Source organism: Tunicatimonas pelagia (genome assembly GCF_030506325.1).
GTDB lineage: Bacteria > Bacteroidota > Bacteroidia > Cytophagales > Cyclobacteriaceae > Tunicatimonas > Tunicatimonas pelagia.
The window spans coordinates 4,454,987-4,480,727 of sequence record NZ_CP120683.1 but is presented as its reverse complement, the minus strand read 5'-3'; the positions used below and the strand labels follow the sequence as shown (position 1 = coordinate 4,480,727).

Genomic DNA, 25,741 nt, shown 5'->3' with positions numbered 1-25,741 from the left:
CGAGTTGCATCAATTATCAATGTTGATTAGAGTAAATATAATCCAAGTCTGAGAAAATTCGTTACATTAAAGTATGGATACGATACGAATTGATATATTAAACCCTAAGGCCAAAAAGCTACTGGAAGATTTGGAAGCTTTAGAACTTATTGCTATAAAAAAGGATGAAAAGGTAGATTTTCAGAAAGTTATAGAAAGACTACGTAAGAAGTCTGAATCTACCCCCTCTTTAGAAGAGATTGCCAAGGAAGTGGCCGTAGTAAGAACTAGTACCCAGCGATTATAGATGTGCATGTAATAGCAATTAAAACATATCCTGCTGCTTCCCACCTTTATAAGCTGCAAGAAGGCGATTCTTAGCTATTTCTGAGTAACCTTTGTCCATCTCGTAACCAACAAATGAGCGATGCAGGTAAACACAAGCTACTCCAGTACTACCACTACCAGTAAAGGGGTCCAGTACTGTACTTTTTTCGTGAGTGATCAACTTGATCAGATGCTCCATTAGCTCTACCGGTTTTTTAGTTGGATGGTAGTTGTATTCTTCAGCGTGCTGACGAACTTTAGGGACTAGAAAGAATTTATCATAGCCATCTTTAAAAGGAAAAGTACGAAGTACATTACCCGTAACTCTACCTTTGGAATGGGGGTTGTGACCGACTTTACCTTCGCCTTCTTCGTAGGGCATACGAGTGTCTTCAAGATTTAATGCTCCGGTACCGTGCTCCAGCATATTTTGGGCGACATTTACTCCGTTGGGTAGAGGCTTCTGTACCATAATGATCGGTTCGTAACAAGGTTTAATTCCCATTCCCCAACCTTGATAGTACTTTCCTTCTTCACTAGCAGGTTCATAACGATACTTCTTTTTACCTGCGTAATAGTTATCAGCGCCTCCTTTCTTATAACCTTGTACGTAGTTGTATGTCCCAACTTTAGTGCTTTCTACCTCTAATTCCTTATCAATATCCAGACCTACATCACGACTCTTAGGCATGCCGTTCAGAAACGCCCACATCAACACATCTTTAATACGAAAACCAGATTTTTCTAGATCTAGCATCAAATGGTGCATCAAACGAATAGAAGAAAAAACTAATGCATAACCACCCGGCTTCAATACTCGATAGCAGTCTTTCCAAATTTGACGCTCAGGTAAAGCTTTATCCCATTCATGCGCCTGAAACCCAATTCCGTAAGGAGGATCAGTAATTATGGCATCAATACTATCATCGGAGATACCTTCTAATCCGTAACAACTTTGGTTATAAATCTTGTAAGGTTTTGACTGTGTAGATGTTGACATAACTTCTAAATCTCTTGTTCTTATTTACGAATAAATCTACAATAAATTCTTTGGTTTTGTCCGGTGGACAGTAAATATTAAAGCCAAATTCAGTGATTATTTTCCAGAGAGAAATCGACTGAGTTGACCTACTTCCCGAAGGACGATTGTCCATCAGGCGTTTTAGATATTCACCAAGTTTTGGATTTTGTCCGTATACTATTGCCTGCAAATCGCTTGCTCCACGCCACAAAGCAATCGCTGTGTATAGCCTATTGTCAGAGAAAGCTAGTGCCTTTTCATCATTAGTATCGTTCCAAGTGCCTCCCCAAGAGGTAGAGTGTATAGAGCACTGCTTAACTTCTAAATAATGCTCATCTGAACTTTTCCTAGCATCAAATCCATGTTTATCAAAATTTACCAAATCATAGCCTAAATATCTAGCTACGATAGAGTCTCTTATAGTATTAACAGTAGTGTCCGTATCGTATTCTCCGAACTCTTCTTGAAATTTAGTAAGCTCATCTAATGCCTTTTCGCCAGAAGTTGTAAAATTATCAGGGGGGATTTTATAGTTTCCTTTGTCAAAGAGATCCATTATGAACAAATAGGATAAATCTATTAACAACTAAGCTTGCTTCTTTATTTGAGGAGTTGCTTAGAATAAAAAGTATTCTGCCCATGCAGATGTATCAATCAACATAATTTAGCTGCGCATTTCATCTAGGTCACCTTCCCAGCAAATTTTTCCTTTAAGTTCCAATATACTTTTCTGTTGAGATAGTTTGACGTATATCCGCAAAGCTTCGTCTACAACAGCCTTTTTGGATTTGGCCTTACTAAATTTCATTGCCTGCCGTAGCAGGGTATCATCTATGTCAATATTCGTTCTCATATTCCAAGATAGCCATTTTTCCTAAAAACGAACTTTGTACCGCTTCAGTTTCTCAGTTTAACTTCTTCCAAAAGACCACCTTATCTTCTCCTTCCTGATAAAAATCGCGAATGATGGCTTCCCGAACGTAACCGCAGTTATCGTAAAATTTTCTAGTAGGCTTGAACTCGGGCAAGCCGGAAGTTTCTACAATCAATACTCTGTGCCCATTTGTTCGCAGGTGCTCTTCAATATAGCGCATCATTTCGGCACCAATGCCCTTGCCCTGATACTCTTTACGAACGGCAATTAAGTACAGATTATACGTTCCTTCCGTCATTTTTTCGGGGGCGCAATAAGCTACGGCCACGGGAGTGTTTTCTTCATCTTTCGTGAGCCAAATATCTTCTGATGATGGGGTATTGAAGTAATCGGCGATCATATCATCCAGTAGTTCCGAAGGAAATAGTTCGCTAGAATCTATAACTGCCTTCAAACCTGGTACGTCAGCTGGGCTAATGTTTCTGATGGTTGAGTTCATCTGGAGTAGGTATTTTTGTTTGCACAAAATTCTTACTTTTTACTCAACTAATCTTGTAACATTCTGCTATTATACGCTTCGGACGGACTTATGCCTAACCTTTCTTTGAAGGTCTTGCTAAAGTGGGCTTGGTCATAAAATCCGCAAGTTAGCGATGCTGAAAAGCTGTAAATTCCACGATAGGTATCAAACTCCCGTACCGTCATCGTTACTTGTCCTCTACCAACTGGTTATCAAGCACTGCTCAATTGTTCACTGCAATCTGCTCATTGCTCATTGCTCATTGAACCTAATATTTTCCCCACTTAATGTAGGTTTCCAAATCTTTGTCACCCCGACCCGATAGATTGATAATAACTACATCGCTGGATTTTAGATCCATTTGGGCAAGAACGCTGATGGCGTGAGCCGTTTCGATAGCCGGAATAATGCCTTCCAGTCGGCTGAGTTGAATACCCGCTTGCATAGCTTCATCGTCGGTTACACTGTAGAATTTAGCTCGTCCGCTATCAAACAAGTGAGCGTGTAGCGGACCAATGCCCGGGTAATCCAGTCCGGCCGATATAGAGTGCGGTTCTACCACCTGACCGTCTTCGGTTTGCATCACCAGCGAGCGGCTGCCGTGCAAAATACCGGCTTTCCCCAGCGCAGTGGTAGCGGCTGACCTTCCTGAAGCAACTCCTAATCCGCCCGCTTCTACCGCAATCAGTTCAACATTAGGTCGATCTAGATAATGGTAATATGCCCCGGCTGCATTGCTGCCTCCACCTACACAGGCTACCACGTAATCCGGGTCTTCCGATCCCGTTTTTTCTTTGAGTTGCCACTTGGTTTCCTCACTAATGACCGATTGGAAGCGAGTTACCATGTCGGGGTAGGGGTGGGGACCAACAACTGAACCAATAATATAGTGGCTATCAATGGGGTTATTAATCCAGTGACGCATGGCTTCGTTGGTGGCATCCTTCAGCGTTTTGCTACCACTGTGGGCAGGAACCACTTCGGCACCCAGAATCCGCATACGCTCTACGTTGGGTTTTTGTCGTTCAGTATCTAGTGCCCCCATAAATACTTTGCACTCCATCCCCATCAGGGCACAAACGGTAGCCGTGGCTACACCATGCTGTCCCGCTCCGGTTTCGGCAATGATGTACTTCTTATTCAGCCGCTTGGCTAAAAGTATTTGCCCAATAGTATTATTGACTTTATGCGCTCCGGTATGGCATAAATCCTCCCGTTTTAAATAGATATTTGCCCCGTATTCTTGTGAAAGCCGCTCCGCAAAATAGAGTGGGGTTGGTCGACCTACGAAATCTTTCAGTAACTGCTGAAATTCCTGCTGAAATTCTTCGCTTCGTGTAATGGCCAGATAGTTTTCCCGTAACTCCTCGATATTCGGATGCAGCATTTCGGGAATAAACGCTCCACCAAACTGGCCGTAGTAGCCATTATCGCTTACTTGAAATAGTGTTTTTGTCTGTTCTTGTACCTCGTTCATAAGTCCTCTGAGTTAAGCCTGAAATTTACGAAAACGTTTTTATAATGAACAGTTCGCAATGAACAATGTACGATAGAGTTAAAAATTCGCTTTTTTCAACCTGTTAGCTTTCTCATTGCTCCCTCTAGTGGCCCAGTTTGATTAAACTTCAGCCAATAAACAGCAAAAAGTACGCAACCTATAGTGAATAAAATAGCGTATATGATTGAAAACAGCATCGAGTAATGTACCATCTTAGCGGGATTGACCAGTTCCACTACTCCCATTCCTACCACCACATGGGCAACATAAAACGTTAAAGCTAGTTTACCCGTTTTTCTTAATGCTTTCACTAACCTATTATTTTCATAAGATTTGGCCAGCAAGATACAACCTGAAATCACAGTGGAAGCAATGGCAATACCATTGAACATATATATTGGTAAAGGTGGCATCGGGCTGGTGCCTATAATTTCGGTTAACTCTTGAGCTACTTGCGGGGTTCCCGCGGAGAGTACGGCGATCGCTCCGTAGGACAAGCCTTGAATAGCGAGGAAAACGCCTAAAGAAATCCAAAATATCTTCTTGACTACTCTATCGTTATGTAAATCTTGCTTACCCAACCAGTAGCCCACCAGCATAAAGGATGCCCAAGGAATGACTGGGTGAAACCCGTTGAAAAAGAGGTTTCGCATAAACCCGCTGAATGTCCAGAACCCTTCGTACTCCAATGCTTTAAAGTCCCAGCCAGTCTCGTAAGGCCACAGTATCATTAACAAGGGGTAAACTACAATGAGTAAAAGACTAACGAATAAAATTATGCTCGCACGACTCCTCAATAGTAACAAGATGATAAGCATATATACTCCGTAAAAGTGAAGAATATCCGCGGGCCAAATCAACAAGTAGGATAAGCCCAATACGAATAAGAAGACTGCTCTTTTCATGATCCTTTTGCGAGCTACGCGCAGCCTTACTTTATCGTTGTTTCGTAAGGCAGTATTAGTCATAAAAGCCATTCCTACCCCGGCCAATACTACAAAAGTCGCCGCCGCTTTTCCATCCAATACACTTACTGTACGTTGTAACCACGGTGCTCCATCATCACCGAAAACTAATTTAAAGTTAACGATGATCATTCCGATAACGGCTAACGCCCGGGCAAGGTCAACACCAATGATTCTTTTTCGTGCTGAAGTCTGATTCGTCACCATGATAATTAAAAGTTGACACCTACCTCTAGGCTCAGTCCCAGATCATAACGAACGGCTCTGGAGTTAGAGAGTCGCCCTAGGGCGTTGGCACCAAACACCAACCCTAGTTCCTGGAAGGGGACAAACAGCAGGCCTATCTTTGAGGTGCCACCAATTAGAAACCGATCTATCCTTTGTTGCTTAGTCGTTTCGATAGACTCTAGACCGACTATTGTGCCCAGTCCGAGATTCAAATAAGTGCCTTTACCCAATCTTTCATACCCGTCAAAACCCAATCCTAAAGAATAGGTATCTAGCGAGGCAATGTCTTTCTTTTCCAGCAGGGCCTGGTCAATACGGGCACTTCCAAAGCTGAGCGTAATGGGAATGACAAACTCATCGGTACTACCATCAAATTCCCGGTACTGGATAGACCACCCTTGGTAGTGTTTACTAAAAGTTTTGGTGTAGGTAAGCATGTGTATGTTGTCAACCGTCGCTGAATCCAAAGACGTTTGGGCTTTGGCTAAAAAGGGGGCAATAACGAGGGTAATGGTCAGGAAAACAGAACTGCTTTTTATATGCTTCATCGCTGGTAGGCATTTTGCTTACCACGAAGTACCTACAAAGCGAAATCAAAACATTTGACCTACGTCAAATAATTACTTTTTTGCCCGGATGCGACTCAGTGTTTCCAACGAAATACCCAGATAAGATGCAATGTGCGTTAGCTTGATGTGTTGCAATAGATAAGGAGTTTGTTCTAGCAACTTCTCGTACCGCTCGGTGGCTGAAAGAGAGTGATGGTCAAACAGGCTTTCTTCTAGCCAACCGGCATACACCTCAGTAAGCAGTAAGTCTAGCTCCATCAGCTTAGGAAAACGTTGTTTTGCTTGTTGAAATGCCCGGTAGTCGGTCACGCTCGCTGAAAGGTCGGACAAGCAATCGATATACTCTCGACTTGGTTCTTGAAAGGCATAGCTACTAAATGCCACTGCCAGGTCATCTTCAAAATAGAATTCTGTAGTTACTTCTTTGCCATCCTTCAAGTAGTACTTTCGGGCAATACCGCGAGTTAAATGAAAACTCCTACGGCATATTTCCCCCTCCGCAAGCAGAATATCCCCTTTTTTAAAATGCTTAACCACGGCTATTTCTTCTAAAACCCGTTTTGTAGGCTTGTCAAACGAGTTAATAAGCTGCTCGATCTTGGAAAAATGCTGAAGCATAGGTGGAGAAGTATTTTTATACCGGGGGTAGCTTATAGTTACTTATTCCCCTTGTTGCCGACTGGTAAAACTAAGCATTTACTAGATTTCTTCCAGAATTGGTAACAATCAGCAGTCGGCTGACTCTCGTTCGCTAAGTTTTGCTTATTTTATCATCGGACTAAAATTATACAATGCCCGACCAACCGCTGTACGTGCTAGCGATGCTTTGCCTGAGTGTGCTCATTTGTGAGTGGCTGGTGCGTACCACTTTCTTGAGACATCTGAGTACGGCCTTGTTGGTTATTCTGTTTGTAGCTTTACTGGCAAACTTAGGAATTATGCCTTCGGCCTCACAGGGTTCACCCGTTTATTCAGGTATTTTCACTTACGTGGCACCGCTATCAATTTTCTTTTTGCTACTGGATATCAATTTGGAAAGTATCCGTCGGGCGGGAGCACCGATGCTGACTTTGTTTGGAGTAGGCATCGTCGGTACAGTGTTGGGCGTACTGACTGGGATGTACTTGATTGGCGGAAGCGAGCAGTTTGGGGAGCTATACCCAGCCATTAGCGGGATGTTTGTCGGTACCTACACCGGAGGTAGTGTTAACTTTAACGCAATTGCTCTTCATTACAACGTGATGGAAGAGGGAGTGCTATACGCCGGAATGGCGGCGGTTGATAATATTATTACCGCGTTGTGGATGGTAGTTACCCTACTGGTTCCAACGCTGTTCCGTAAGAACGCTAATCGTCCCGTAACAAATATCACCAATCAAGCTACTGAAACCATTCATCCCGAACGGGAGAAAGAAACGGTTGGCATCATATCACTAAGTATTTTACTGAGCCTGGGCTTTTTTAGCTTGCTAATTTCCAACCTATTAGCTGAGTGGTTAGCAACATTGGGAATCGTAATTCCCTCCATTCTTATTCTAACGACTATCGCCTTGCTGCTAGCGCAAATTTCAGCGTTGCACCAGTTACCCGGAGGGCATTTGCTGAGTTTATTCAGCGTCTATCTATTCCTGGCAGTAATCGGAGCGTACTGCGAGTTTGCTGCCCTCAGTCAGATTGGTGATTTGGCGTGGCGGTTACTGGTGTTAGTCGTTACTATCGTACTGGTTCACGGGCTTTTTACATTCGGGACAACCGCTATTGGGAAATTGGATTGGGATGTGGCGGCGGTTGCCTCCCAAGCCAATATTGGGGGTTCTTCATCGGCACTCGCCTTAGCTAAGAGCTTGAACCGGATGGATTTGTATTTGCCGGGAATTCTAGTCGGAGCTTTAGGCAACGGATTAGGTACGTATCTGGGTTTTTTGATTGCCGGGTGGTTATCATAACAATACAGATGTATTCCTATTTACTCTTTGCACTGATGTTAATTCATTCGTAATTGCATTTCTCAATACTATCATTTTCTATGAGTAAGAAAGCTCTACTAGTTTTTGTAATATTCATTTTTATTGCAACTAGTTCTATTGCACAATCAAGTGAATTCAAAACACAAAGAGCGCAGTTAGCCGTATTCAATATTGGTCTAAACGGATTGATAGGCGGGGTAGGAAGTTTAATTAATAACAATGATGGTCAAGCTAACTTTCGGACTTTCGCGAGGGGGTTTTACAAAGGTGCTATTGGTGGTGGCATCAGCCATATCGGTCTTTCCATGGCTCACCAAATAGACAAGCAACAGAGTATGGCACTAGCTTGGCCCGTTAGAATGGTTAACTCCTTAGGCAGTTCTATCATTCAAAATGCTGCCGAAGATAAGAGAATGTTTGAGAGATTACACTTCAACTTATACCTGACAAGGCTTGAATTTTTTCCTTATCAAAGTCAGAAGAAATTCAAAGCAAGGCTCTTCACTTCTTCTGTTTACGGATTGCTGGTGGTAGGAAAAGGTGCGAGGTTTGATTTGGGGAAGACCTTATTATCAGGAATTATGTATTTTGAATCCGATGGGAGATTTTCTTCTTCAATAGGCAGTGGACGAGCAACGGGTCAAGTGAGTTCTATAGGTATAAGGTCTGACCTGGAAGGTGCCGAATTCTATGATACGTTTGCCGAAGAAGTAGCTCACATCATGCAATACGATCGTAAAGTTGGCGGAAATGCTCTGATGAAGAATATTGATACAAAATGGCGAGAGTCTTCAACGTTTTATAAGAGCCTTTCAAAGTACATTTACTTAGATTTGAACGGACCAGTATTTTGGCTTGCCTACACAATTGAAAACTCAACTTCGTGTAATTTTTTCGAGCAAGAAGCTGTAAATTATGCCAATAAGCGTCTTGATGATTGCAGATGATCTGAGCTATGAACTTAAAGGTGATTTGCAAGGACATGCTCACTAAACCTATTCGTTTGTATATGAATAATTCTATTCAGATTTTTCTCTTTCTGTGGTTAATCAGCTTAGCTACTGTGGTAAATTCTCAGCCCAACCCAGCCCTAGTTCCGGTAATTGAGGGAGATTGGTGGACAATTGCTGGAAACCCTGATTTGGGCGAACTGACTTCGGATGAGCAGCAACCCGTTGATTTCGGTATCTGGCAAGCGGCGGATAGCACTTGGCAACTGTGGTCGTGCATCCGTAAAACCAAAGCCCCGGGTAAAACTCGCTTATTTCATCGCTGGCAAGCCGCCAACCTTACTGACCGGGACTGGACTCCGATGGGAATCGCGATGCAGGCTGATCCAAGTTTAGGAGAAGTGCCCGGCGGAATGCAAGCTCCTTACGTTACCCGTATTGACAATATGTATCAGATGTTCTATGGTGACTGGAACCGAATCTGTCTGGCAACCAGTCCCGACGGAATTACTTTTGAACGAAAACTGCGCGATGGCTCCCCGGCTTTGTTTGGCGATCCGGCAGAAACCAATACCCGCGATGCGATGGTATTGCACGAAAATGATACTTTTTATGTCTATTACACCGCTCATCCCAATCAGATTGGAGCGGTTTATCTGCGTACTTCAACCGACCTTACAACCTGGAGTGAATCTACTAAAGTAGCTTACGGTGGACAAGCTGGCGGCGATAAATTCTGGCTAGCCGAATGCCCGTTTGTCGTGAAACATCCTTCGGGTTATTACTATCTGTTCCGCACCCAATCTTACGGAAAAGTAGTAGATGGGGTGACCGAAACTGTACCCAAAACCAGTGTGTACCGTTCTAAAAACCTGTATGACTTCGGTGTGGATGATGACCAGTACCTCGTCGGTACCCTGCCCGTTGCTGCTCCCGAAATTTTCCAGCATCAAGGACAGTGGCACATTGCAGCTTTGTTACCAGATTTACAAGGAATCCGCGTAGCTAAGTTAGGTTGGGCGACGCAGCCTTAGTTCTCCGCAACCGCCTTCGGTAAGAAAAAATCCGGGTGCTGATCTTCAAATTCGGTGGCTTGCTGGTAAGCGTGGGCCACTTCCAGGATGGAGGCTTCGTCGTAGAGATTACCAATGAAGGTGATACTTTGGGGATGCCCATCTTCGTCAAATCCATTCGGAACAACTACCACTGGATGACCGGTCATGTTGGTAATCAGCAACTGATTACCGCCTCGGGTGGGGGTTACAATTACGTCGTACTGTTGCATCAGCGAGTCCATTGCCTGAATAAGTTGGTAGCGGTAGCGATTAGCTTGAATATATTCCACCGCTGGAATAAAGCGGGACTGACGTAGGGCGTTCGGTCGTGAGCGTTCGTCTTGGCGCACTAAAGAATCATCGAGATTACTGCGAGTGAGATCATCAAATGCCGCTCCGGCTTCAGCAAACATAATTAGGGAAAGTACCTTTACCGGAAGCGTAGTACTATCGGGTAAACTAACAGGCTGAAAGTTTGCGCCTAGCTTTCTTAGTACTTCTAGCGTTTGTTCATTATGTTCCTGGTTGGTTGTATCGTCTTCAAAGTATTTTTCTACTATTCCAATGCTTAGTGCGGATACATCTACTTTGCCGTCGTAGTCGAAAGAAGCCTCTACAGTAGTTCTATCTTTGGGATCAGCTCCGCGAATGGCATCAAAAACTAAAGCAGCATCTTCGGCGGATCGGCAAATCGGACCGGCTTTATCCAGACTCCAGCTAAGAGTCATTACCCCGTGGCGGCTCACTCGTCCGAAGGTAGGTCGCAAACCACTCGCTCCGCATCGGGTAGAAGGCGAGCTGATCGAACCCATTGTTTCGGTACCAATCGCAAAACCAACCAGTCCAGCCACTACGGCTGAAGCTGAACCTGCTGACGAACCACTCGCCCCCTGTGTCAAATCCCACGGACTTTTGGTGGTACCACCAAACCACACATCGCCCCGGGCTAGTGCCCCGGAAGTGAGCTTGGCAATAAGCACGGCTCCCGCTGCTTCCAGTTTTTTTACGACGGTAGCCGTCTGGTCAATCGTTTGGTTTTTGTGAGAATTAGCTCCCCAGGTGGTTTTGTAACCTTCTACCGCCAGTAAGTCCTTCACGCCGTAGGGAATACCGTGCAGAGGTCCTCGGTATTTTCCTTGCTGAATTTCTTCATCGGCTCGGCGAGCTTGCTCCAGTGCTAATTCTTCGGTGACGGTAATGACACTGAGTAGCGTGTCATCGTAGCGGTGAATGCGATCCAAATAAAGCTGAGTAAGCTCAGTGGACGTAATTTTTTGATTTTTTAGTAAGGAAGCTAGTTCTAGCACGCTGTAGAAGGCTAGTTCATCCTGGTTGATCGGCAGGGCCACATCTTCGGGAATATTCCACTCAGGTGAAAAAGAAGCTGTGTCAATTGTGAAATTGTGCGGAACAGGATCAAATAATAGGGCAGGCGGGACTTCATTCTTCAGTGTGTACTGATGCATAAGAGCGTAGTTCTCCGCATTTCCCTGAACATCAGCCAGTAGCGTATCAATCTCTTGATCGGTCAAATCAAGGCTCAGTAGCTTTTGAGCTGCTTGTACATCGTTATCTGAAATTTTTCCGGATACCGCCTTAAACCAAAGAAAACAAACTAAAGCGGTAATGACCGCTGTAGTAATAACAATAAACAAATATTTCACAGAAAGACAGATTAGATAGTAGCAACGCTAATTTTTTCCAAGTTACCCAATCTATTGGGAATTATGCGGAGATACGCCCATCAAAAGCCAGTAAAAAAGTGATTTTGATGAAGTTTGGGCTAAGAAACTTTAAATAAATATTTGTACTTTTACTATATGGCACTATACACTGAACTTACTGAGATTATTACTGAATTAGATAGCAAGCAGAACTATCCCTACTCAGCACCAGAAGGTTTGTCGCATCGTTTTTGTCGCTTCCGAGAGGCTATGCAACTGGTGGCAACTACCCTGAGTAACCAAAGAGGGAGAGCTTTTCTGCGTAAGTACGAAACAGGCAGCCGCGGTCAGCAACTCGACCAGCTAGAGGATGCGAAATCGTGGGAACGAGATGACTTAGTACTAATGCTGGGGTTCTGTCAGGACGCTAATCAGTTGGAGAACTATCTAAAACGTACCTGGAAAAGCTTGGAGAGACAGATAAAATCGCAATAAAGCTAAATATTCGCTGGTCATTGGAATTGGGTACTATGAATTAGACATTGGTCACTATCCACTTTCAGTTGTCAGTTCTCAACTGTCTGTCGCTCATTGTTTCCAAACTTCCGCGCTCCTAAAACGATACCACCGCTTTAATCACTCCGGTTTCAGGTTTAAGCCAGTCGTCAAACTCATTTACCATTTCCTCGAAGGAGCTACGGTGGGTAATCCATTGGCTCACGTCAATTTGCTCTTCTTCCATCATGCGGATAATCTGCTTAAAATCAGACGATAGCGCATTACGGCTAGCCATCAGCGTAAGTTCTTTCTTGTGAAAGTAGGGGTCGTGAAAAGAAAAATCCCCTCGGAACAAACCGACGAACACAATTCGTCCTGCCGGAGCGGCGTACTCTAGTGCCTTCGCCATAGAATACTGATTTCCGGTAGCATCCAACACCACCGTTGGTAAATCTCCGTTAAATTGCTCTTGTAACTTATCAATGGTATCATCACGCCCGGCAACCACTGTTCCGTGAATGTTGGTGACTTCTTGAGCAAAGCTGAGACGGTCTTGGTTAACATCCATCACTACGGTTTTTGCTCCCTGCGCCGTGGCGAAGATTACTGTTGCCAAGCCAATCGGTCCGGCTCCTACTACCAATACCAGATCATCCGACTGAATATTAGCTCGGTTTACGGCGTGGCAACCGATGCCCAAAGGTTCAACCACCGCCAACTGTTCATAAGTAAGCTTTTCCGATGTATGCAAGTACTTAGCTGGTAACTTAAACCGCTCCCGCATTCCCCCATCTTGGTGAACACCCAGTACGGATAAATTCTCGCCACAGTTAGTATACCCTCGGCGTACTGCCTGATCTTGCGTTTTGTTTAGATAAGGCTCTACCGAACACTTATCACCTACGGCTACGTTGGTTACCTCCTCGCCCACGCTCAGTACCTCTACTCCCAGTTCGTGCCCTAATATTCGTGGATAGGTGAAAAAGGGCTGATTGCCCCGGTAGGCATGAAAATCGGTACCACAAATACCAATTCGGTGTACTTTCACCAATGCTTCGTTCGGTTGCAAATTTTCAGCTGGGTTGGTATCAGCATACTTAAACCTACCGGGTTCTTCCAGCACTATTGTTTTCATAGTATTCTATCAGTCTTCTTAGATTAAAAATAGTACCCGTGGGTTTCGCCCAGATTACACGTGAGCGTCTTTAGCTTAATGGTACAGTACGTTTACTGATAATTATGCTTATTTTTATAGGTAAATCTAGAATCTCTCTACATGAATTCAAAAACGGCTTGGCTTATTTTAGGATTATCAGGATTGCTGGTATCTGGCTGTGGAATAGATAAACCAGAAGAAGTTGTTCAGGCCGAAAAGTCTTTGCCCAAGAGTGTTGACTTCAACCTTCACGTTAAGCCTATCCTTTCGGATCGTTGTTACGCCTGCCACGGCCCGGATTTAGCTAACCAAAAAGCCGGATTACGATTAGATACTCCCGAAGGAGCTTTTACGGCTCTGGAAGAAAGTGGTAACACCGCCATTGTTCCCGGTGAAGCAGCCCGAAGCGAATTGGTCCACCGTATTCTTTCGGAGGATAAAGAGGAACTAATGCCTCCACCCGAATCTAATCTGACCCTAACGGATTACGAAAAAGCGGTGCTAATTCGGTGGGTAGAAGAAGGAGCAGAATACAAGAAGCATTGGGCGTTTATTCCCCCCGAGAAGCCGGAAGTACCCGAAACCTTTCATCAGACCCAAGCGATGAATGAGATTGACCATTTCATTTTCCGTACCCTGGAACGAAATGATTTACAACCCCAGGCTGAGGCAGACAAAGAAACGCTAATCCGACGAGTAAGCTTTGATCTCACCGGACTACCACCTACCCTGGAGGAAATAGATGCTTTCCTGACAGATGATTCGGAAGGTGCCTACGAAAAAGTAGTTAATCGTTTACTAGCCTCGCCCCACTACGGCGAGAAGATGGCTACCGACTGGATGGATGCCTCCCGCTACGCCGATACCCACGGTTACTCGGTAGACCGTTACCGCCCTATGTGGCCTTGGCGCGATTGGGTAATTAAAGCCTTTAACGAAAATAAACCCTTCAACCAGTTTGTTACTTGGCAACTGGCCGGAGATTTGATGCCCGAGCCTACTCGGGAGCAGATTCTGGCAACGGCCTTCAACCGAAACCATGCTCAAAATATGGAAGGCGGTATCGTCAATGAAGAATTCCGAATAGAATACGTAGCTGACCGCACCAATACCCTAGGAAAATCGCTAATGGCCATGACTCTAGAATGCGCTCGCTGCCACGATCATAAATTTGACCCCATCTCCCAGAAGGAATACTTTCAGATGTTCAGCTTCTTCAACAACATAGACGAAGCCGGGCAGATCTCTTGGGACGATGCGATGCCCGTACCTACTCTACTGCTAACCGATGAAAAGCAAGACAGCATCATGCAGTTTCTTGACGAGCAAATTGATCAAAAAAAGCGTGAAATCAGTGCGCTGGTAACCCACAAAAGTGAAAGCATCAAATTTGAACAGCCTGTCAACATCGAGAAGTATTTGAACGATGGACTGATCGCCCACTTTGACTTTGAAACCGCAGTTAATAATCAATTTGCTAACGTAGCCCGCCCCAGTCAGAAAGCACAAATCATCTTAGCCGAACCCCGTAAAAACCCGGAGGCATTAGAACCCAGTCTAGAAGAAGGAAAATTCGGTCAGGCGTTGCTTTCCAACGGGGATGATCCCCTTTCTTTGGGTTCTATTGGTGCCTTTGACCGGGCGCAGCCTTTCACCATTGGCCTGTGGATGCAAGTACCCACTGCATTGAAAAATGGTACCATTTTCCACAAAGGCCAAGGAAAAATTATCTATAACTTTCGCGGCTACTATCTGTCGATTAAAGACAATAAAATAGATGCGTTAATGGCCCACACTTGGCCGTACAATAATATTTCCAAGCATTCTACTATTGAAATACCCAAGGACGAATGGTTTCATCTGGCTCTCACTTACGATGGTTCCAGTAAAGCCCAAGGACTGAAAGTATACCTGAACGGCGAAGCGATGGAAATGGAGGCAGAGAAAGACAATCTTTACAAAGATATTTTGCTTTCTGCGGTAGATGAAGAACCCGGCCTGAGTTTCGGCGCACTGTGGCGCGGAACCGGAACTAAAAACGCTTTGCTGGATGAAATCAAAGTATACGACCGAGAACTATTACCCGCCGAAGTTGCAGCTTGGTCGGGAAAAAAGGAGCTAGACCAGCAGACCCAGCAAGCACTGGCATCAGTACACGCTAATCTGGGTTACTGGCAGAAGAAGAAGGAACTGCAAAAGTTGAGAACTGAGCAAAACGCGTTGGTAGAATCCGTGCCCGAAATTATGGTGATGGATGAGTTAGAAGAGCCTCGCCCTACTTTCCTCCTGGATCGTGGTGCCTACGATGCTCCGAGTGAAGAGGTGCACCCGGCAACTCCCGAGAGCATACTAACTTTTCCTGACACTTTGCCCCAAAACCGATTGGGATTAGCCCAATGGCTATTTTCTGAGCACAACCCGCTCACCGCCCGGGTAATTGTAAACCGCTACTGGCAATCCTACTTTGGCCGAGGTATTGTAAGCTCGGCAGCCGATTTTGGTAATCAGGGCGAACTGCCTACCCATCCTGAACTGCTCGACTGGCTGGCTATTCGTTTTGTGGAATCGGGCTGGGACATTAAGGCGATGCAGAAGATGATTGTACTATCAGCGACCTATCGGCAATCTTCTCAAACCCCACAAGAGCTATTGGAGAAAGATTATGACAATAAACTTATATCCCGCGGGCCTTCTCTTCGGCTTACCGCCGAAATGCTACGCGACAATGTGCTACACGCTAGCGGTTTGCTGGTTGATAAAATCGGAGGAGAAAGCGTAAAACCTTATCAGCCCGATGGGCTATGGAAAATTAGTGGAGCCAGCTACGTGCCCGACACCGGAGAGAAACTGTACCGCCGTAGCCTGTATACGTTGTGGAAGAGAACCGTACCTCCACCGTCTATGAACACCTTTGACGCTCCCACCCGCAGTTACTGCGAAGTTACCCGCCAGAAAACCAGCACTCCGCTGCAATCATTAGTACTGTTGAATGATCCGCAGTTTGTAGAAGCCAGCCGGGCACTAGCTGCGAAGGTGCTGACGACAGAAAGCAATCACAAGACCCGACTTACGAATCTATACCGGAGCCTTACGGCGAAGTTTCCTAGCGAACAAGAATTGACCGTGCTAAACACTTTCTACCGCAAACAGAAGAACGATTTTCAGGAAAGTCCTGAGAAAATGACGGGCTGGCTAGCCACCGGGGAGTTTGAAGCGGAACCATGCATCGATAAGCAAGCATTGGCAGCGTATACGGTGGTAGCGAGTACTGTAATGAATGCGGATGCCACCGTTATGAAACGATAAACCATGAATCATTTAGATAAAATATCCGATCATTTTAACCGAAGGGAGTTTCTCCGCAAGTCCGGTATGGGATTGGGTGCTTTCGCCTTAGGAGCGATGCTCAACCCAACGAGTGGCTTCTCAGCTTCCCCGCAGGTTTCGGGCGGAGTGTTGGGTGCCCCCCATTTTGCGCCTAAAGCCAAGCGGGTGATTTACCTCTTTCAAAGTGGTGGTCCCTCCCAGTTTGAGACCTTCGACCATAAGCCACTGCTAGAAAAGATGAATGGTGAAGAATTGCCCGATAGCGTGCGAAAAGGGCAGCGACTCACCGGGATGAGTGCCGGACAGTCATCGCTCCCGTTGGCTGGTTCTCAATTTACATTCTCTCAGTACGGCAACAGCGGTGCCCCCGTAAGTGAGCTGATGCCGTATACGGCGGAGGTGGTAGACGACCTTTGTTTTATTCGGTCGCTGCATACCGAAGCCATCAACCACGATCCGGCTATTACTTTTTTTCAGACCGGTTCGCAGCAGGCCGGACGGCCCAGTATTGGTTCGTGGCTGAGCTACGGTTTAGGGTCCGATAATGAGAACCTTCCGGCGTTCATCGTACTAGTTTCTAAAAATGCCGGGGGGCAACCGCTGTACGCCCGACTGTGGGGCAATGCTTTTTTGCCGTCAACCCACCAAGGGGTACAGTTCCGTTCGGGAAAAGACCCGGTATTGTTTCTTAACGACCCTAACGGATTTCATCACCAAGATCGGGCGCAAATGTTAGACTATTTGCATCAGCTAAACGAATTGCAGTATGAAGCCTACGGCGATCCCGAAATTCTTAATCGGATTGCCCAGTACGAAATGGCGTTTCGGATGCAAACCTCCGTACCGGAAGTGACCGACATGCGCGATGAACCTGATTGGGTATTTGATATGTACGGCCCAGATGCTCGAGACCCCGGTACGTATGCCGCCAACTGCCTGTTGGCGAGAAGGCTAATTGAGCGCGATGTCAAGTTCGTCCAACTCTACCACCAGGGTTGGGACCAGCACGGAAACCTTCCGGGCGGTATTAAGCATCAATGTAAAAATACCGATCAGGCTTCGGCCGCTCTGGTGAAGGACTTAAAACAACGAGGACTCTTAGAAGATACGCTGGTGGTTTGGGGCGGTGAATTCGGACGAACCAACTACTCTCAAGGAAAACTAACCAAGGACAACTACGGGCGCGATCACCATCCGCGCTGCTTCACTGTCTGGATGGCCGGGGGCGGAGTAAAATCTGGTTTCAGCTACGGTGAAACTGATGAGTTTGGCTATAATATCGTCAAAGATCCCGTACACGTGCACGATTTTCAGGCTACGCTGCTGCACCTGATGGGTATCGACCACGAGCGCTTAACGTTCAAACATCAGGGAAGAAGATTTCGGTTAACCGATGTTCACGGTCACATAGTAAAGGATATTTTAGCCTAAAAGAATGAGAAAAGCCCTGTCTAATTCCTTAGGCAGGGCTTGATTAAGAAGTGAGGGGCAGTATTTATTTTCCTAACTGGCTGAGGATCGTCGGATCGGTAATCTTATGATCTTCAGCTAGTAAAAATGCCTTACTGAGTAAAATCGCGAAGCCTCGGTCACCTTCAAAGGGTAAAAACAACTTATCAGCACTGGAAGCCGAACCACGCGACGGGACAATGCACAGATACTGATCGTTAGGCTCCATCAAAATATTGGTGCTACCAATGTGAATTTTGTAGGTCTTATACGTTCCTTTTACCTTCAAGAACTTCCCATCAATGCTGGCTACTTTACTGATCTTCAACCGAGGTAATACTTTCTCCAAAACTGCCTTACGGGTTTTGGCTACCTCACTCAGGTTACCAAATGAATAGGTTGTCCAGTACTCGCGAAACTGAGGAGTACCTCCATTGTCTTGCCACTGCGGATCATTACCTACGCTGGTTACCCCCACGAATAAATCCACATCCCGCATAATCTCGGAAAAGATCAAAGGAGGAACATCAATGAGATTGAGCACTTTATCATCTTGGGTGAAGCGTACCTGATCGGTAGCCACGTAAAGCCAGATTCCCGTATCGTTCATGGCCTCTTCACTCAGCATTTCGTTAATCCAGAAAGAAGCTTGCAGGTTATGATCTGGTAGATTAATAGCTACTTCAGCCCGGTCGCGCCCGTCGTCAAAAGCTCCCATTAAACTGTACTTCCAACCTCTAACTCCCGCCAGGGCATTAAGTTGGTGTTGCTTCAGAATATGCGCCGCCATCCGGTTGCTGTAGAAGCGGGTATTTACTTCAGCATCGGTTAGCAAGTAAATCTCTCGGTAAGCCTGCTTCAGAGGCTGCTGTATCTCTAAATGCTCCAGTCGCTCACGCCACGCCAATACCTCCTCCGTTTTAGATTGAATTGGGTGCCAAAGAGTAACCCGAGTAATATCATTGATTCCGTTCAATGGATTCCCATCCACATCTTCCCAATGGTTATTGCGCCAGATAGCCGGAATAGTTTGTTCGCCAAGTTCAAATGACCAAATAAGTCGTTGGGCTAGCCAACCCACTAACCCGTGGTGAAGGTAGTACTGGCAGAATTTTTCGTAAGCCCAACTCCGGTTCTGCACATACGATCGATCAATCCGGTCTCGCTGCGTTGTCAAATTCTTTTTGATTTCCTTGATTTCAGCCCGGACGGCAGTTAGGCGGGACTGATGCACTGTAGATTGCTTCACAAAACTGGGTACTGATTTTTGCGTTGAACCATCAGACTTCCGCCAAACTTGGTTAATCTTACCAATGCCCTGAATAGAAACCTCTAGTGTATAATCATCGAATATAATCTCTTTTCTACCCGCTGTAAGGTCGTAATGAGGCACCACCATTTCCTCTACTTCATGCGGACTAATTCCCAACTGCACTGATTTCTGTTCAATACACTGCTGTATCCGTTGGCGGATATTATTTTGTGACATTTTAGTCTTCAAGCCTGAAAGGTAGGCTACTCCTTCGGTACCTTCAGAATGCGCCAGCAGATAAAGGCAGGCATTACCTAACGCCATCGCCGTTGCCCCGACTCCCGGTATCTTCCGAAAAGCCCGCTCAGCCAATTGCCCAATCGTCACCAACGTTATCGGATTGCTAACTTGTACTAATGACCAAACCAGCCCTTTGGCAATGGTAGCGTTCTGGTGCTGAAGAAAAATATGGGTAGTGTAAGTATATGTTCGGTTTTGCCAAGTCTGATGATATTCTTCTTCAATATTATCCATGCTAATCAAAAAAGCCAGCCACGTTCTTACTGTCTCCCGAAGGTGAATTGCCCCGGTTGCTTCCACAATTTTCTCTATCGCTTTACTATATTTTTTGGTAGGCTTAGCACCCGAAGCCGTCGCCGCCAAGTGAAGTAGTTCGTAATAGTGGGGACGCATTTTGCCAGAAAGGCTGTTTACCGATTGGTTGACTAACCTCCCAAAGCTGTCTTGTTCGCTCAATACTAATGGAGGAACTGTGGCATTACCGCTTCGAGCTCGATGCAATAATGTTTCTATCTTTAGTTTAACTTGCGGTAAGTTAGACCCCCAGTAGTACCGCTTTTGGTCAAAATCCGCTTGCTGAATATATTGAGTAAGGAAAGCTTGAAAGTCAGGGCTGAGTAGATTGTTAGATGCGAAACGTTCTAACTGTTTTACAGTATACCCTACCGGCCAACAATTCAAGTGATAGTAGGCTCGGTCTGGAACGTTAGCGTAGGTATTAAGTAGAAAGATAAAATCATCTTCCCGTAAATCTAATTTCTGCCGGATAAGCCGTTCTAGCAGTAGACTTCCCATCCTTTCCAAGCTAATATCCGGATCACTAGATCTATAAGAGCTCCGTCGGGCCAGTCGGCTTTTCAGCTTAGGCAGCATAGCCACTAGTTCTAATACTAACTCTCGCTTCTCAGCCGGGTTTTTCGCCTTTATCTGCTGATAAGTAGAGGTTTCTGAAAGATCTCGGTCTATCCACATCCACCCGTAATCAGTCTTCGTCCGCTTTTCCTGATCTATCTGATTCAGTAATGATTGTAGTTCTGAGTGGCCTTTAAGTATAAAGTTACCAAAGAATATCTTACGTAAAGTCTGTATTGCCATGATTTTTTTTTAATTGAAAATGGATAGTGGATAATGAAGAAAGCTCTGTCTATCAGTGTTCTATAAAATTATCCGCCGACTAAAGGAGTCAGTTTTAAAAAGCTAATCTTGGTTTCGGAATGAAGGGTAACTTCCTGGTCGAGCGATTCAGCCTGTACGTCGTCAATCAGAACGAAGTACTGGTTTTTCAGAAAGCTATCTAGCGCTAAATAGGTATGCTGTTCAGGGTCAATTTTTTGACATCTCTTAAGCCGAAAACCGTTAAGAGTTTGCTCGGCTCCGGTAGGCTGCACTAACCCCTGAAAATAATGGGCTTGGCGTTGGTTGTAGCTACTTACTTCTGCTTCTACCCGAGCGTTGATAATCTCTCGCACGGTAGTGACTTTGTTACCTACAATAATCTGAACCTCTCCTACCTGCTCTCCGAAAAATGTGCGGTCATAAATTGTTAATTTCTGCATAATATGTTCTGTTAAATCAATCTATGACAAGAATACGACCCCGGAGTTGCACCCTCTGCAACTGGAAAAAAACTTTTTATGGAGACCGGAGACGGGAAACCGGAATCCGAAATTAAGGAACTCGAGTATCGTATTGGATGATACTAGGAAGCATAATCAAAAAAAATCTACTATCATTTTGACCTCTAGCTTTCAATCTTGAAATTCCGGTCTCCGGTCTCCGGTCTCCGGTCTCCGGTCTCCGGTCTCCGGTCTCCGGTCTCCGGTCTCCGGTCTCCTCAGATAGTATTACGCTTCCAGAAAGTCTGCAAATGCTCGCGGAGCTGGGGTGGGGATACAACTTGCACTTCATCGCATAAGCTCAAAAGCAAGCGATCAATTAGTTTGAATTCACGATTGACAGGTGCTGAAAAAATGGTTGAATCACCTTGCTGCTGTAAATAGGGCTCGGTAGCCGGGTATAGCTCCTTCATTTGCTGAGCAGCGGTGGGAGTAAGTTTTACGGTAACGTCAACAGACTGTAAGTTAGCCACCCGGAAAGGGTCGGTCTGACTATGACGGTGCTCACCTTTATGCTGGAAGTAGGTTTGGCAACGCTTTACTTCGGCAATTCGTTCGATCCGAAAGTGGCGCATTGCTTTTTTCTCCACATCATACGCTTCCACCAAAGTATCCCGATGCAGAAAGCCGATGGGCTCTACCCGGCGGTCACCAATTTGCTGGCTATTCATGGAGACGTATTGCCGCAAAATTACCTGCCGTTCTTCCCGAATAGCTTCTTTGAGAATGCGGTAACGCACCGATTGCTGAGCATCGGCTAGGCTATCAGCCAGTTCGGTTAAAGTAGAGTGCGTGTAAATCTTGTTGAGCAAATCCTGCTGAATAGGCGAGTCGTAGCTCCGCACTAAGTCGCCCAGTACTTGTGCCTCTTCTTCACTAAAGTGTAATTCAGGATGACGACTGCGAACTGTACTCCGATCTAAGTAGTATTGGTTTTGATCGTCTAACAGCAGCGCGTAGCCCGCTTCCTCAATCGTGCGAAAGTAGCGGTAAATAGTAGTTTTATTTACTTCCAGTAGGTCAGCATACTGCCGCACCGTCCGTCGCAAGGGGGAAGATAGCAGGGCAATCAGCTTGAGTAATCGGAGTAGGCGTTGTTGCTCATTCACCCTTGCAATATCATAAAATAGCTAAAACCAATCAACCAAATAGGTAAAATGAAAGGTTCGTTCTGTTAACAGTTAATAAAACGGTTTTTTCAACCTACCATCTGCCATCAGAGTTTATTATATTAGCGTAACCCCGTTTTTTGCAAGGGTGAAAGAAAGACTATGCACTTACTCAAACTACGTTTATATACTCCACTATTATTTCTCACATTCGGCTTGTTCGCGATGCTGTTCGTTCGCTGCGGTGCGGACAAGCCAGCGCAGATTGTAGAGGCTGAGAGGAAACTACCAGATGTAGTTGATTTTAATTTTCACGTCAAACCTATTCTTTCCGACCGTTGCTACGCCTGCCACGGCCCCGACAAGGAAAATCAAGAAGCTGATTTACGACTAGATACTCCCAAAGCAGCATTTGCTGCCTTGGCATCGGGCGAAGGACACGCGATTGTACCAGGCAAACTGGGAAAAAGTGCAGTTTATCACCGTATCATTTCCGATGATCCCGACTTTGTAATGCCTCCTCCCGAATCTCACCTACAACTTACGATAGAGGAAAAAGCTATTCTTACCAAGTGGATTGAGCAGGGAGCCGACTATAAACCGCATTGGGCATTTATCAAACCAGAGAAACCGGAGCTACCGACTATTGAGAATGAAGAATGGCCTAGCTCCCCCATCGATCATTTTGTGCTGGCTCGATTAGAGCGGGAGAAGCTTACTCCATCTCAGAAAGCAGATAAAGAAACACTCATCCGACGGTTAAGCTTCGACCTGACTGGATTGCCACCGACGCTAGAAGAAATTGACCATTTTCTGGCTGACGACTCGCCTGATTCCTACGAAAAAGTAGTTGACCGACTACTGCAATCACCCGCTTACGGAGAACGAATGGCAGCCAACTGGATGGATGCTGCCCGCTACGCCGATAGCGACGGCTACCTAGACGATAAGCACCGGAACTTTTCACCCTGGCGCGATTGGGTAATTAAAGTCTTCAACGAAAATATGCCTTACAATCAGTTTGCTACCTGGCAATTGGCGGGTGACCTTATTCCCAATCCTACGCAGGAAAGTATTCTGGCTACTGCCTTCAACCGTCTGCATAAGAAAAACTCTGAGGCGGGCATTGTATTTGAAGAATACCGACAGGAGTATATTGCCGACCGGGTGGGAACAGTTGGGCAGGTTTTTATGGGGCTTTCGCTGGAATGCGCCCGCTGCCACGATCACAAGTACGACCCCATTAGTCAGCAGGACTTCTACGAAGTTTCAGGTTTTTTTAACAGTACCCGCGAGATCGGCACTCCGGTATATGGGCCTGACCAAACCCCTGGTCCCTCGTTACTGCTTAGCAATGAAGAACAAGAAGACATCATTCAATTCGTCAGCCAGAAAATTGAGCACTTCGAGACCAAATTGGATCAACGAAAAACATCGCCTGACGAGCAGTACCAAAACTGGAAAGCAAATACTAAGCTCACCAAAGCTGGCTTGCGGCGACGAATTAATCAGGGTTTAGTAGCCCACTATCCGTTTGATCAGATTCAGCCCAACGATGATGCATTCACTTCGCCTAACCTAGTTGATAGAAGTAAACCCGCTACTTTGAAAGAACCTATCATCAAGGAAGGAAAAAAAGGAAACGCTTTTTTCATCAGTGATTATAACTCCGTACAACTAGGCGAAAAAGTAGGTTGGTACGAACGCACTGAGCCGTTCTCTGTCTCACTTTGGCTACATCCTGATACGACTTATAAAGAAATAGGAGTGTTCTACCACTGCGAAGATTTACGGCTGGGTTACAAAGGTTACTCGCTTCACCTGACCGATAATCGCTTGCAATTTATCATGGCTCACTCTTGGCCTTACAACAGCATTCAGCTCACCACTCAGGAGGCATTGCCCGCCAAAGAATGGTCACAGGTAACAATTACTTACGATGGTTCCAGTCAGGCGGAAGGAGTTAATCTCTACATAAACGGACAACCTGTTTCAGCCAGTATTGACCAAGACAATCTGTACAAAGGTATTCTCTACGAGCCTAATATCCATACTTACGGTTTTAATGGATTTACTTTAGGACAACGAACCCACATTATTCCCTTCAAGAATGGCGGTATTGATGAGATCAAAGTGTACGATCGAGCACTCACCAGGCTGGAAGTATTGTACTCGCACAGTCCTGATGATGCTACGGAGGCGATAAATCAAGAAGAGTCGCTTGTGCAGGAATACTACTGGGCGCAGTTAGACGAGCAAGCCGAAATGCTGCGAGATAGTTTGCACCAACACCGAGTGAGGATTAACACTGTGGTAAATGAGATCCCTGAGATTATGGTAATGGGGGACTTAGAAGAACCTCGCCCCACTTATATTTTGGATCGAGGGTTATACGATGCCCGCTCTACCGAAGTAGAACCGGGTATACCCGAAGCGGTACTATCTTACGATGAGGAGTTTCCCAAAAATCGCCTGGGACTTACCAAGTGGCTGTTTGATGAAGAAAATCCGCTCACTGCCCGGGTGTACGTAAATCGTATCTGGCAAATGCACTTTGGACAGGGGCTAGTTAAAAGTGCTGAAGACTTCGGTAATCAGGGCGATTTGCCTTCTCACCCAGAACTACTGGACTGGTTAGCGGTCACCTTTGTGGAATCGGGTTGGGATACTAAAGCATTACACAAGCAGATAGTGATGTCATCAACCTACCGTCAAAGTTCGGTCGTCACTCCTGAGTTAGCTGAGATGGATAAAGAAAACGTACTACTGGCACGAGGTCCTCGCTTCCGTCTTTCGGCCGAGATGATCCGCGACAATGCTTTGGCAATTAGTGGGCTATTGGTAGATACCATTGGTGGCACCAGCGTCTACCCTTACCAACCCGCCGGATTGTGGGATGAGCTAAGCAACAAAGGTTGGCGCTATCAGTACTTACAAGAACCAGGTGACGGACTATACCGACGTAGCTTATACACTATTTGGAAGAGAACAGCTCCGCCACCGTCCATGCTAATTTTTGATGCTCCCGAACGCGGCGTTTGTACGGTACGTCGACGTACCACTAGTACTCCGTTGCAAGCCTTGGTTTTACTAAATGCCCCTCAGTACTTAGAAGCCTCCCGTGTGTTAGCCGAACGATTGATCGAGAAGAACCAGCAAGGCTCAACCCAACAACTGGAGCAAGCATTCCGGCTAATTACCGGACGAAGTCCCGACGAGCAGGAAATGAGTATGCTTACGGAGTTTTACCAAAAGGAAGTTAACCGATTTGAAGATGATCCGCAGGATGCCCAGGCTTATTTGAGCATAGGAGAGTACGAGCGAAACCAGTCCTTACCTAACGTTCAGGTGGCAGCGTTGGCTACGGTTTCTAACGCTATTATGAATACTAACGAGGCGTATACCCGACAATAGCAT

The 25,741-nt window shown here is 45.6% G+C and carries 22 protein-coding genes; 8 read left to right on the top strand and 14 right to left on the bottom strand.

Annotated elements, in window-relative coordinates:
- Nucleotides 1–73 precede the first annotated feature (73 nt).
- Nucleotides 74–286 (top strand): hypothetical protein, encoded by a 213-nt coding sequence (locus P0M28_RS19235; RefSeq protein WP_302204324.1) that lies wholly within the window; start codon nt 74–76, stop codon nt 284–286.
- An 18-nt stretch (nt 287–304) separates the two neighbouring features.
- Here P0M28_RS19235 and P0M28_RS19230 read toward each other — a convergent pair whose 3' ends face one another.
- The 9 genes from P0M28_RS19230 to P0M28_RS19195 form a co-directional block, all read right to left on the bottom strand.
- Nucleotides 305–1,306 carry a DNA-methyltransferase gene (locus tag P0M28_RS19230; protein WP_302204323.1) on the bottom strand — a complete coding sequence of 334 codons (1,002 nt, stop codon included), beginning with the start codon at nt 1,304–1,306 and terminating at the stop codon, nt 305–307.
- Nucleotides 1,266–1,883 carry a hypothetical protein gene (locus tag P0M28_RS19225; protein ID WP_302204321.1) on the bottom strand — a complete coding sequence of 206 codons (618 nt, stop codon included), beginning with the start codon at nt 1,881–1,883 and terminating at the stop codon, nt 1,266–1,268. The genes P0M28_RS19230 and P0M28_RS19225 overlap by 41 nt, the downstream gene beginning before the upstream one ends.
- A 108-nt stretch (nt 1,884–1,991) precedes the next feature.
- Nucleotides 1,992–2,180 (bottom strand): type II toxin-antitoxin system VapB family antitoxin, encoded by a 189-nt coding sequence (locus P0M28_RS19220; protein ID WP_302204319.1) that lies wholly within the window; start codon nt 2,178–2,180, stop codon nt 1,992–1,994.
- 52 nt (nt 2,181–2,232) lie between these two features.
- Nucleotides 2,233–2,700, bottom strand: a complete 468-nt coding sequence (locus P0M28_RS19215; RefSeq protein ID WP_302204318.1) for a GNAT family N-acetyltransferase — start codon at nt 2,698–2,700, stop codon at nt 2,233–2,235.
- 47 nt (nt 2,701–2,747) lie between these two features.
- On the bottom strand, nt 2,748–2,906 hold the full coding sequence (locus P0M28_RS31120) for an AraC family transcriptional regulator (RefSeq protein WP_367281876.1): 159 nt from the start codon (nt 2,904–2,906) through the stop codon (nt 2,748–2,750).
- A gap of 83 nt (nt 2,907–2,989) precedes the next feature.
- Nucleotides 2,990–4,198 carry a tryptophan synthase subunit beta gene (gene trpB, locus P0M28_RS19210; protein WP_302204316.1) on the bottom strand — a complete coding sequence of 403 codons (1,209 nt, stop codon included), beginning with the start codon at nt 4,196–4,198 and terminating at the stop codon, nt 2,990–2,992.
- 95 nt (nt 4,199–4,293) lie between these two features.
- Complete coding sequence (locus P0M28_RS19205) at nt 4,294–5,391, bottom strand: DUF418 domain-containing protein (protein WP_302204315.1); 1,098 nt, start codon at nt 5,389–5,391, stop codon at nt 4,294–4,296.
- A gap of 5 nt (nt 5,392–5,396) precedes the next feature.
- Nucleotides 5,397–5,960 carry a hypothetical protein gene (locus P0M28_RS19200; RefSeq protein ID WP_302204313.1) on the bottom strand — a complete coding sequence of 188 codons (564 nt, stop codon included), beginning with the start codon at nt 5,958–5,960 and terminating at the stop codon, nt 5,397–5,399.
- Nucleotides 5,961–6,032: 72 nt separating this feature from the next.
- Complete coding sequence (locus tag P0M28_RS19195) at nt 6,033–6,599, bottom strand: Crp/Fnr family transcriptional regulator (RefSeq protein ID WP_302204312.1); 567 nt, start codon at nt 6,597–6,599, stop codon at nt 6,033–6,035.
- A 173-nt stretch (nt 6,600–6,772) separates the two neighbouring features.
- Between P0M28_RS19195 and P0M28_RS19190 the strand changes: the two genes are divergently transcribed.
- From P0M28_RS19190 to P0M28_RS19180, 3 genes are all read left to right on the top strand, one after another.
- Nucleotides 6,773–7,927, top strand: coding sequence for a DUF819 family protein (locus P0M28_RS19190; protein ID WP_302204311.1), 1,155 nt, complete (start codon nt 6,773–6,775; stop codon nt 7,925–7,927).
- 80 nt (nt 7,928–8,007) lie between these two features.
- Nucleotides 8,008–8,895 carry a hypothetical protein gene (locus P0M28_RS19185; protein WP_302204310.1) on the top strand — a complete coding sequence of 296 codons (888 nt, stop codon included), beginning with the start codon at nt 8,008–8,010 and terminating at the stop codon, nt 8,893–8,895.
- 62 nt (nt 8,896–8,957) lie between these two features.
- Nucleotides 8,958–9,932, top strand: coding sequence for a glycoside hydrolase family protein (locus tag P0M28_RS19180; protein WP_302204309.1), 975 nt, complete (start codon nt 8,958–8,960; stop codon nt 9,930–9,932).
- Here P0M28_RS19180 and P0M28_RS19175 read toward each other — a convergent pair.
- Entirely contained in the window at nt 9,929–11,617 is a 1,689-nt protein-coding gene (locus P0M28_RS19175; RefSeq protein ID WP_302204308.1) for an amidase, read from the bottom strand. The two genes, P0M28_RS19180 and P0M28_RS19175, sit on opposite strands and share 4 nt — an antisense overlap.
- Before the next feature lie 156 nt (nt 11,618–11,773).
- On the opposite strand from P0M28_RS19175, the gene P0M28_RS19170 reads away from it, so the two are divergent.
- Nucleotides 11,774–12,112: a hypothetical protein gene (locus tag P0M28_RS19170; RefSeq protein ID WP_302204307.1), complete on the top strand. Its 339-nt coding sequence runs from the start codon at nt 11,774–11,776 to the stop codon at nt 12,110–12,112.
- Nucleotides 12,113–12,230: 118 nt separating this feature from the next.
- Here the strand turns inward: P0M28_RS19170 and P0M28_RS19165 are convergent, their stop codons facing one another.
- Complete coding sequence (locus P0M28_RS19165; RefSeq protein WP_302204306.1) at nt 12,231–13,250, bottom strand: zinc-binding alcohol dehydrogenase family protein; 1,020 nt, start codon at nt 13,248–13,250, stop codon at nt 12,231–12,233.
- A 141-nt stretch (nt 13,251–13,391) separates the two neighbouring features.
- Between P0M28_RS19165 and P0M28_RS19160 the strand changes: the two genes are divergently transcribed.
- Together P0M28_RS19160 and P0M28_RS19155 are read left to right on the top strand one after the other, a co-directional pair.
- On the top strand, nt 13,392–16,577 hold the full coding sequence (locus tag P0M28_RS19160) for a DUF1553 domain-containing protein (protein WP_302204305.1): 3,186 nt from the start codon (nt 13,392–13,394) through the stop codon (nt 16,575–16,577).
- A 3-nt stretch (nt 16,578–16,580) separates the two neighbouring features.
- Entirely contained in the window at nt 16,581–18,029 is a 1,449-nt protein-coding gene (locus tag P0M28_RS19155; RefSeq protein WP_302204304.1) for a DUF1501 domain-containing protein, read from the top strand.
- Nucleotides 18,030–18,093: 64 nt separating this feature from the next.
- Here P0M28_RS19155 and P0M28_RS19150 read toward each other — a convergent pair whose 3' ends face one another.
- The 3 genes from P0M28_RS19150 to P0M28_RS19140 all read right to left on the bottom strand — a co-directional run bounded on the left by P0M28_RS19150 (nt 18,094) and on the right by P0M28_RS19140 (nt 22,324).
- Nucleotides 18,094–20,694 (bottom strand): DUF4132 domain-containing protein, encoded by a 2,601-nt coding sequence (locus P0M28_RS19150; protein ID WP_302204303.1) that lies wholly within the window; start codon nt 20,692–20,694, stop codon nt 18,094–18,096.
- 68 nt (nt 20,695–20,762) lie between these two features.
- Nucleotides 20,763–21,155 (bottom strand): hypothetical protein, encoded by a 393-nt coding sequence (locus P0M28_RS19145; RefSeq protein ID WP_302204302.1) that lies wholly within the window; start codon nt 21,153–21,155, stop codon nt 20,763–20,765.
- A gap of 278 nt (nt 21,156–21,433) precedes the next feature.
- Nucleotides 21,434–22,324: a helix-turn-helix transcriptional regulator gene (locus tag P0M28_RS19140; protein ID WP_302204300.1), complete on the bottom strand. Its 891-nt coding sequence runs from the start codon at nt 22,322–22,324 to the stop codon at nt 21,434–21,436.
- A 162-nt stretch (nt 22,325–22,486) separates the two neighbouring features.
- Between P0M28_RS19140 and P0M28_RS19135 the strand changes: the two genes are divergently transcribed.
- Nucleotides 22,487–25,738, top strand: coding sequence for a DUF1553 domain-containing protein (locus tag P0M28_RS19135; protein ID WP_302204299.1), 3,252 nt, complete (start codon nt 22,487–22,489; stop codon nt 25,736–25,738).
- The last annotated feature ends 3 nt before the right edge of the window (nt 25,739–25,741 follow it).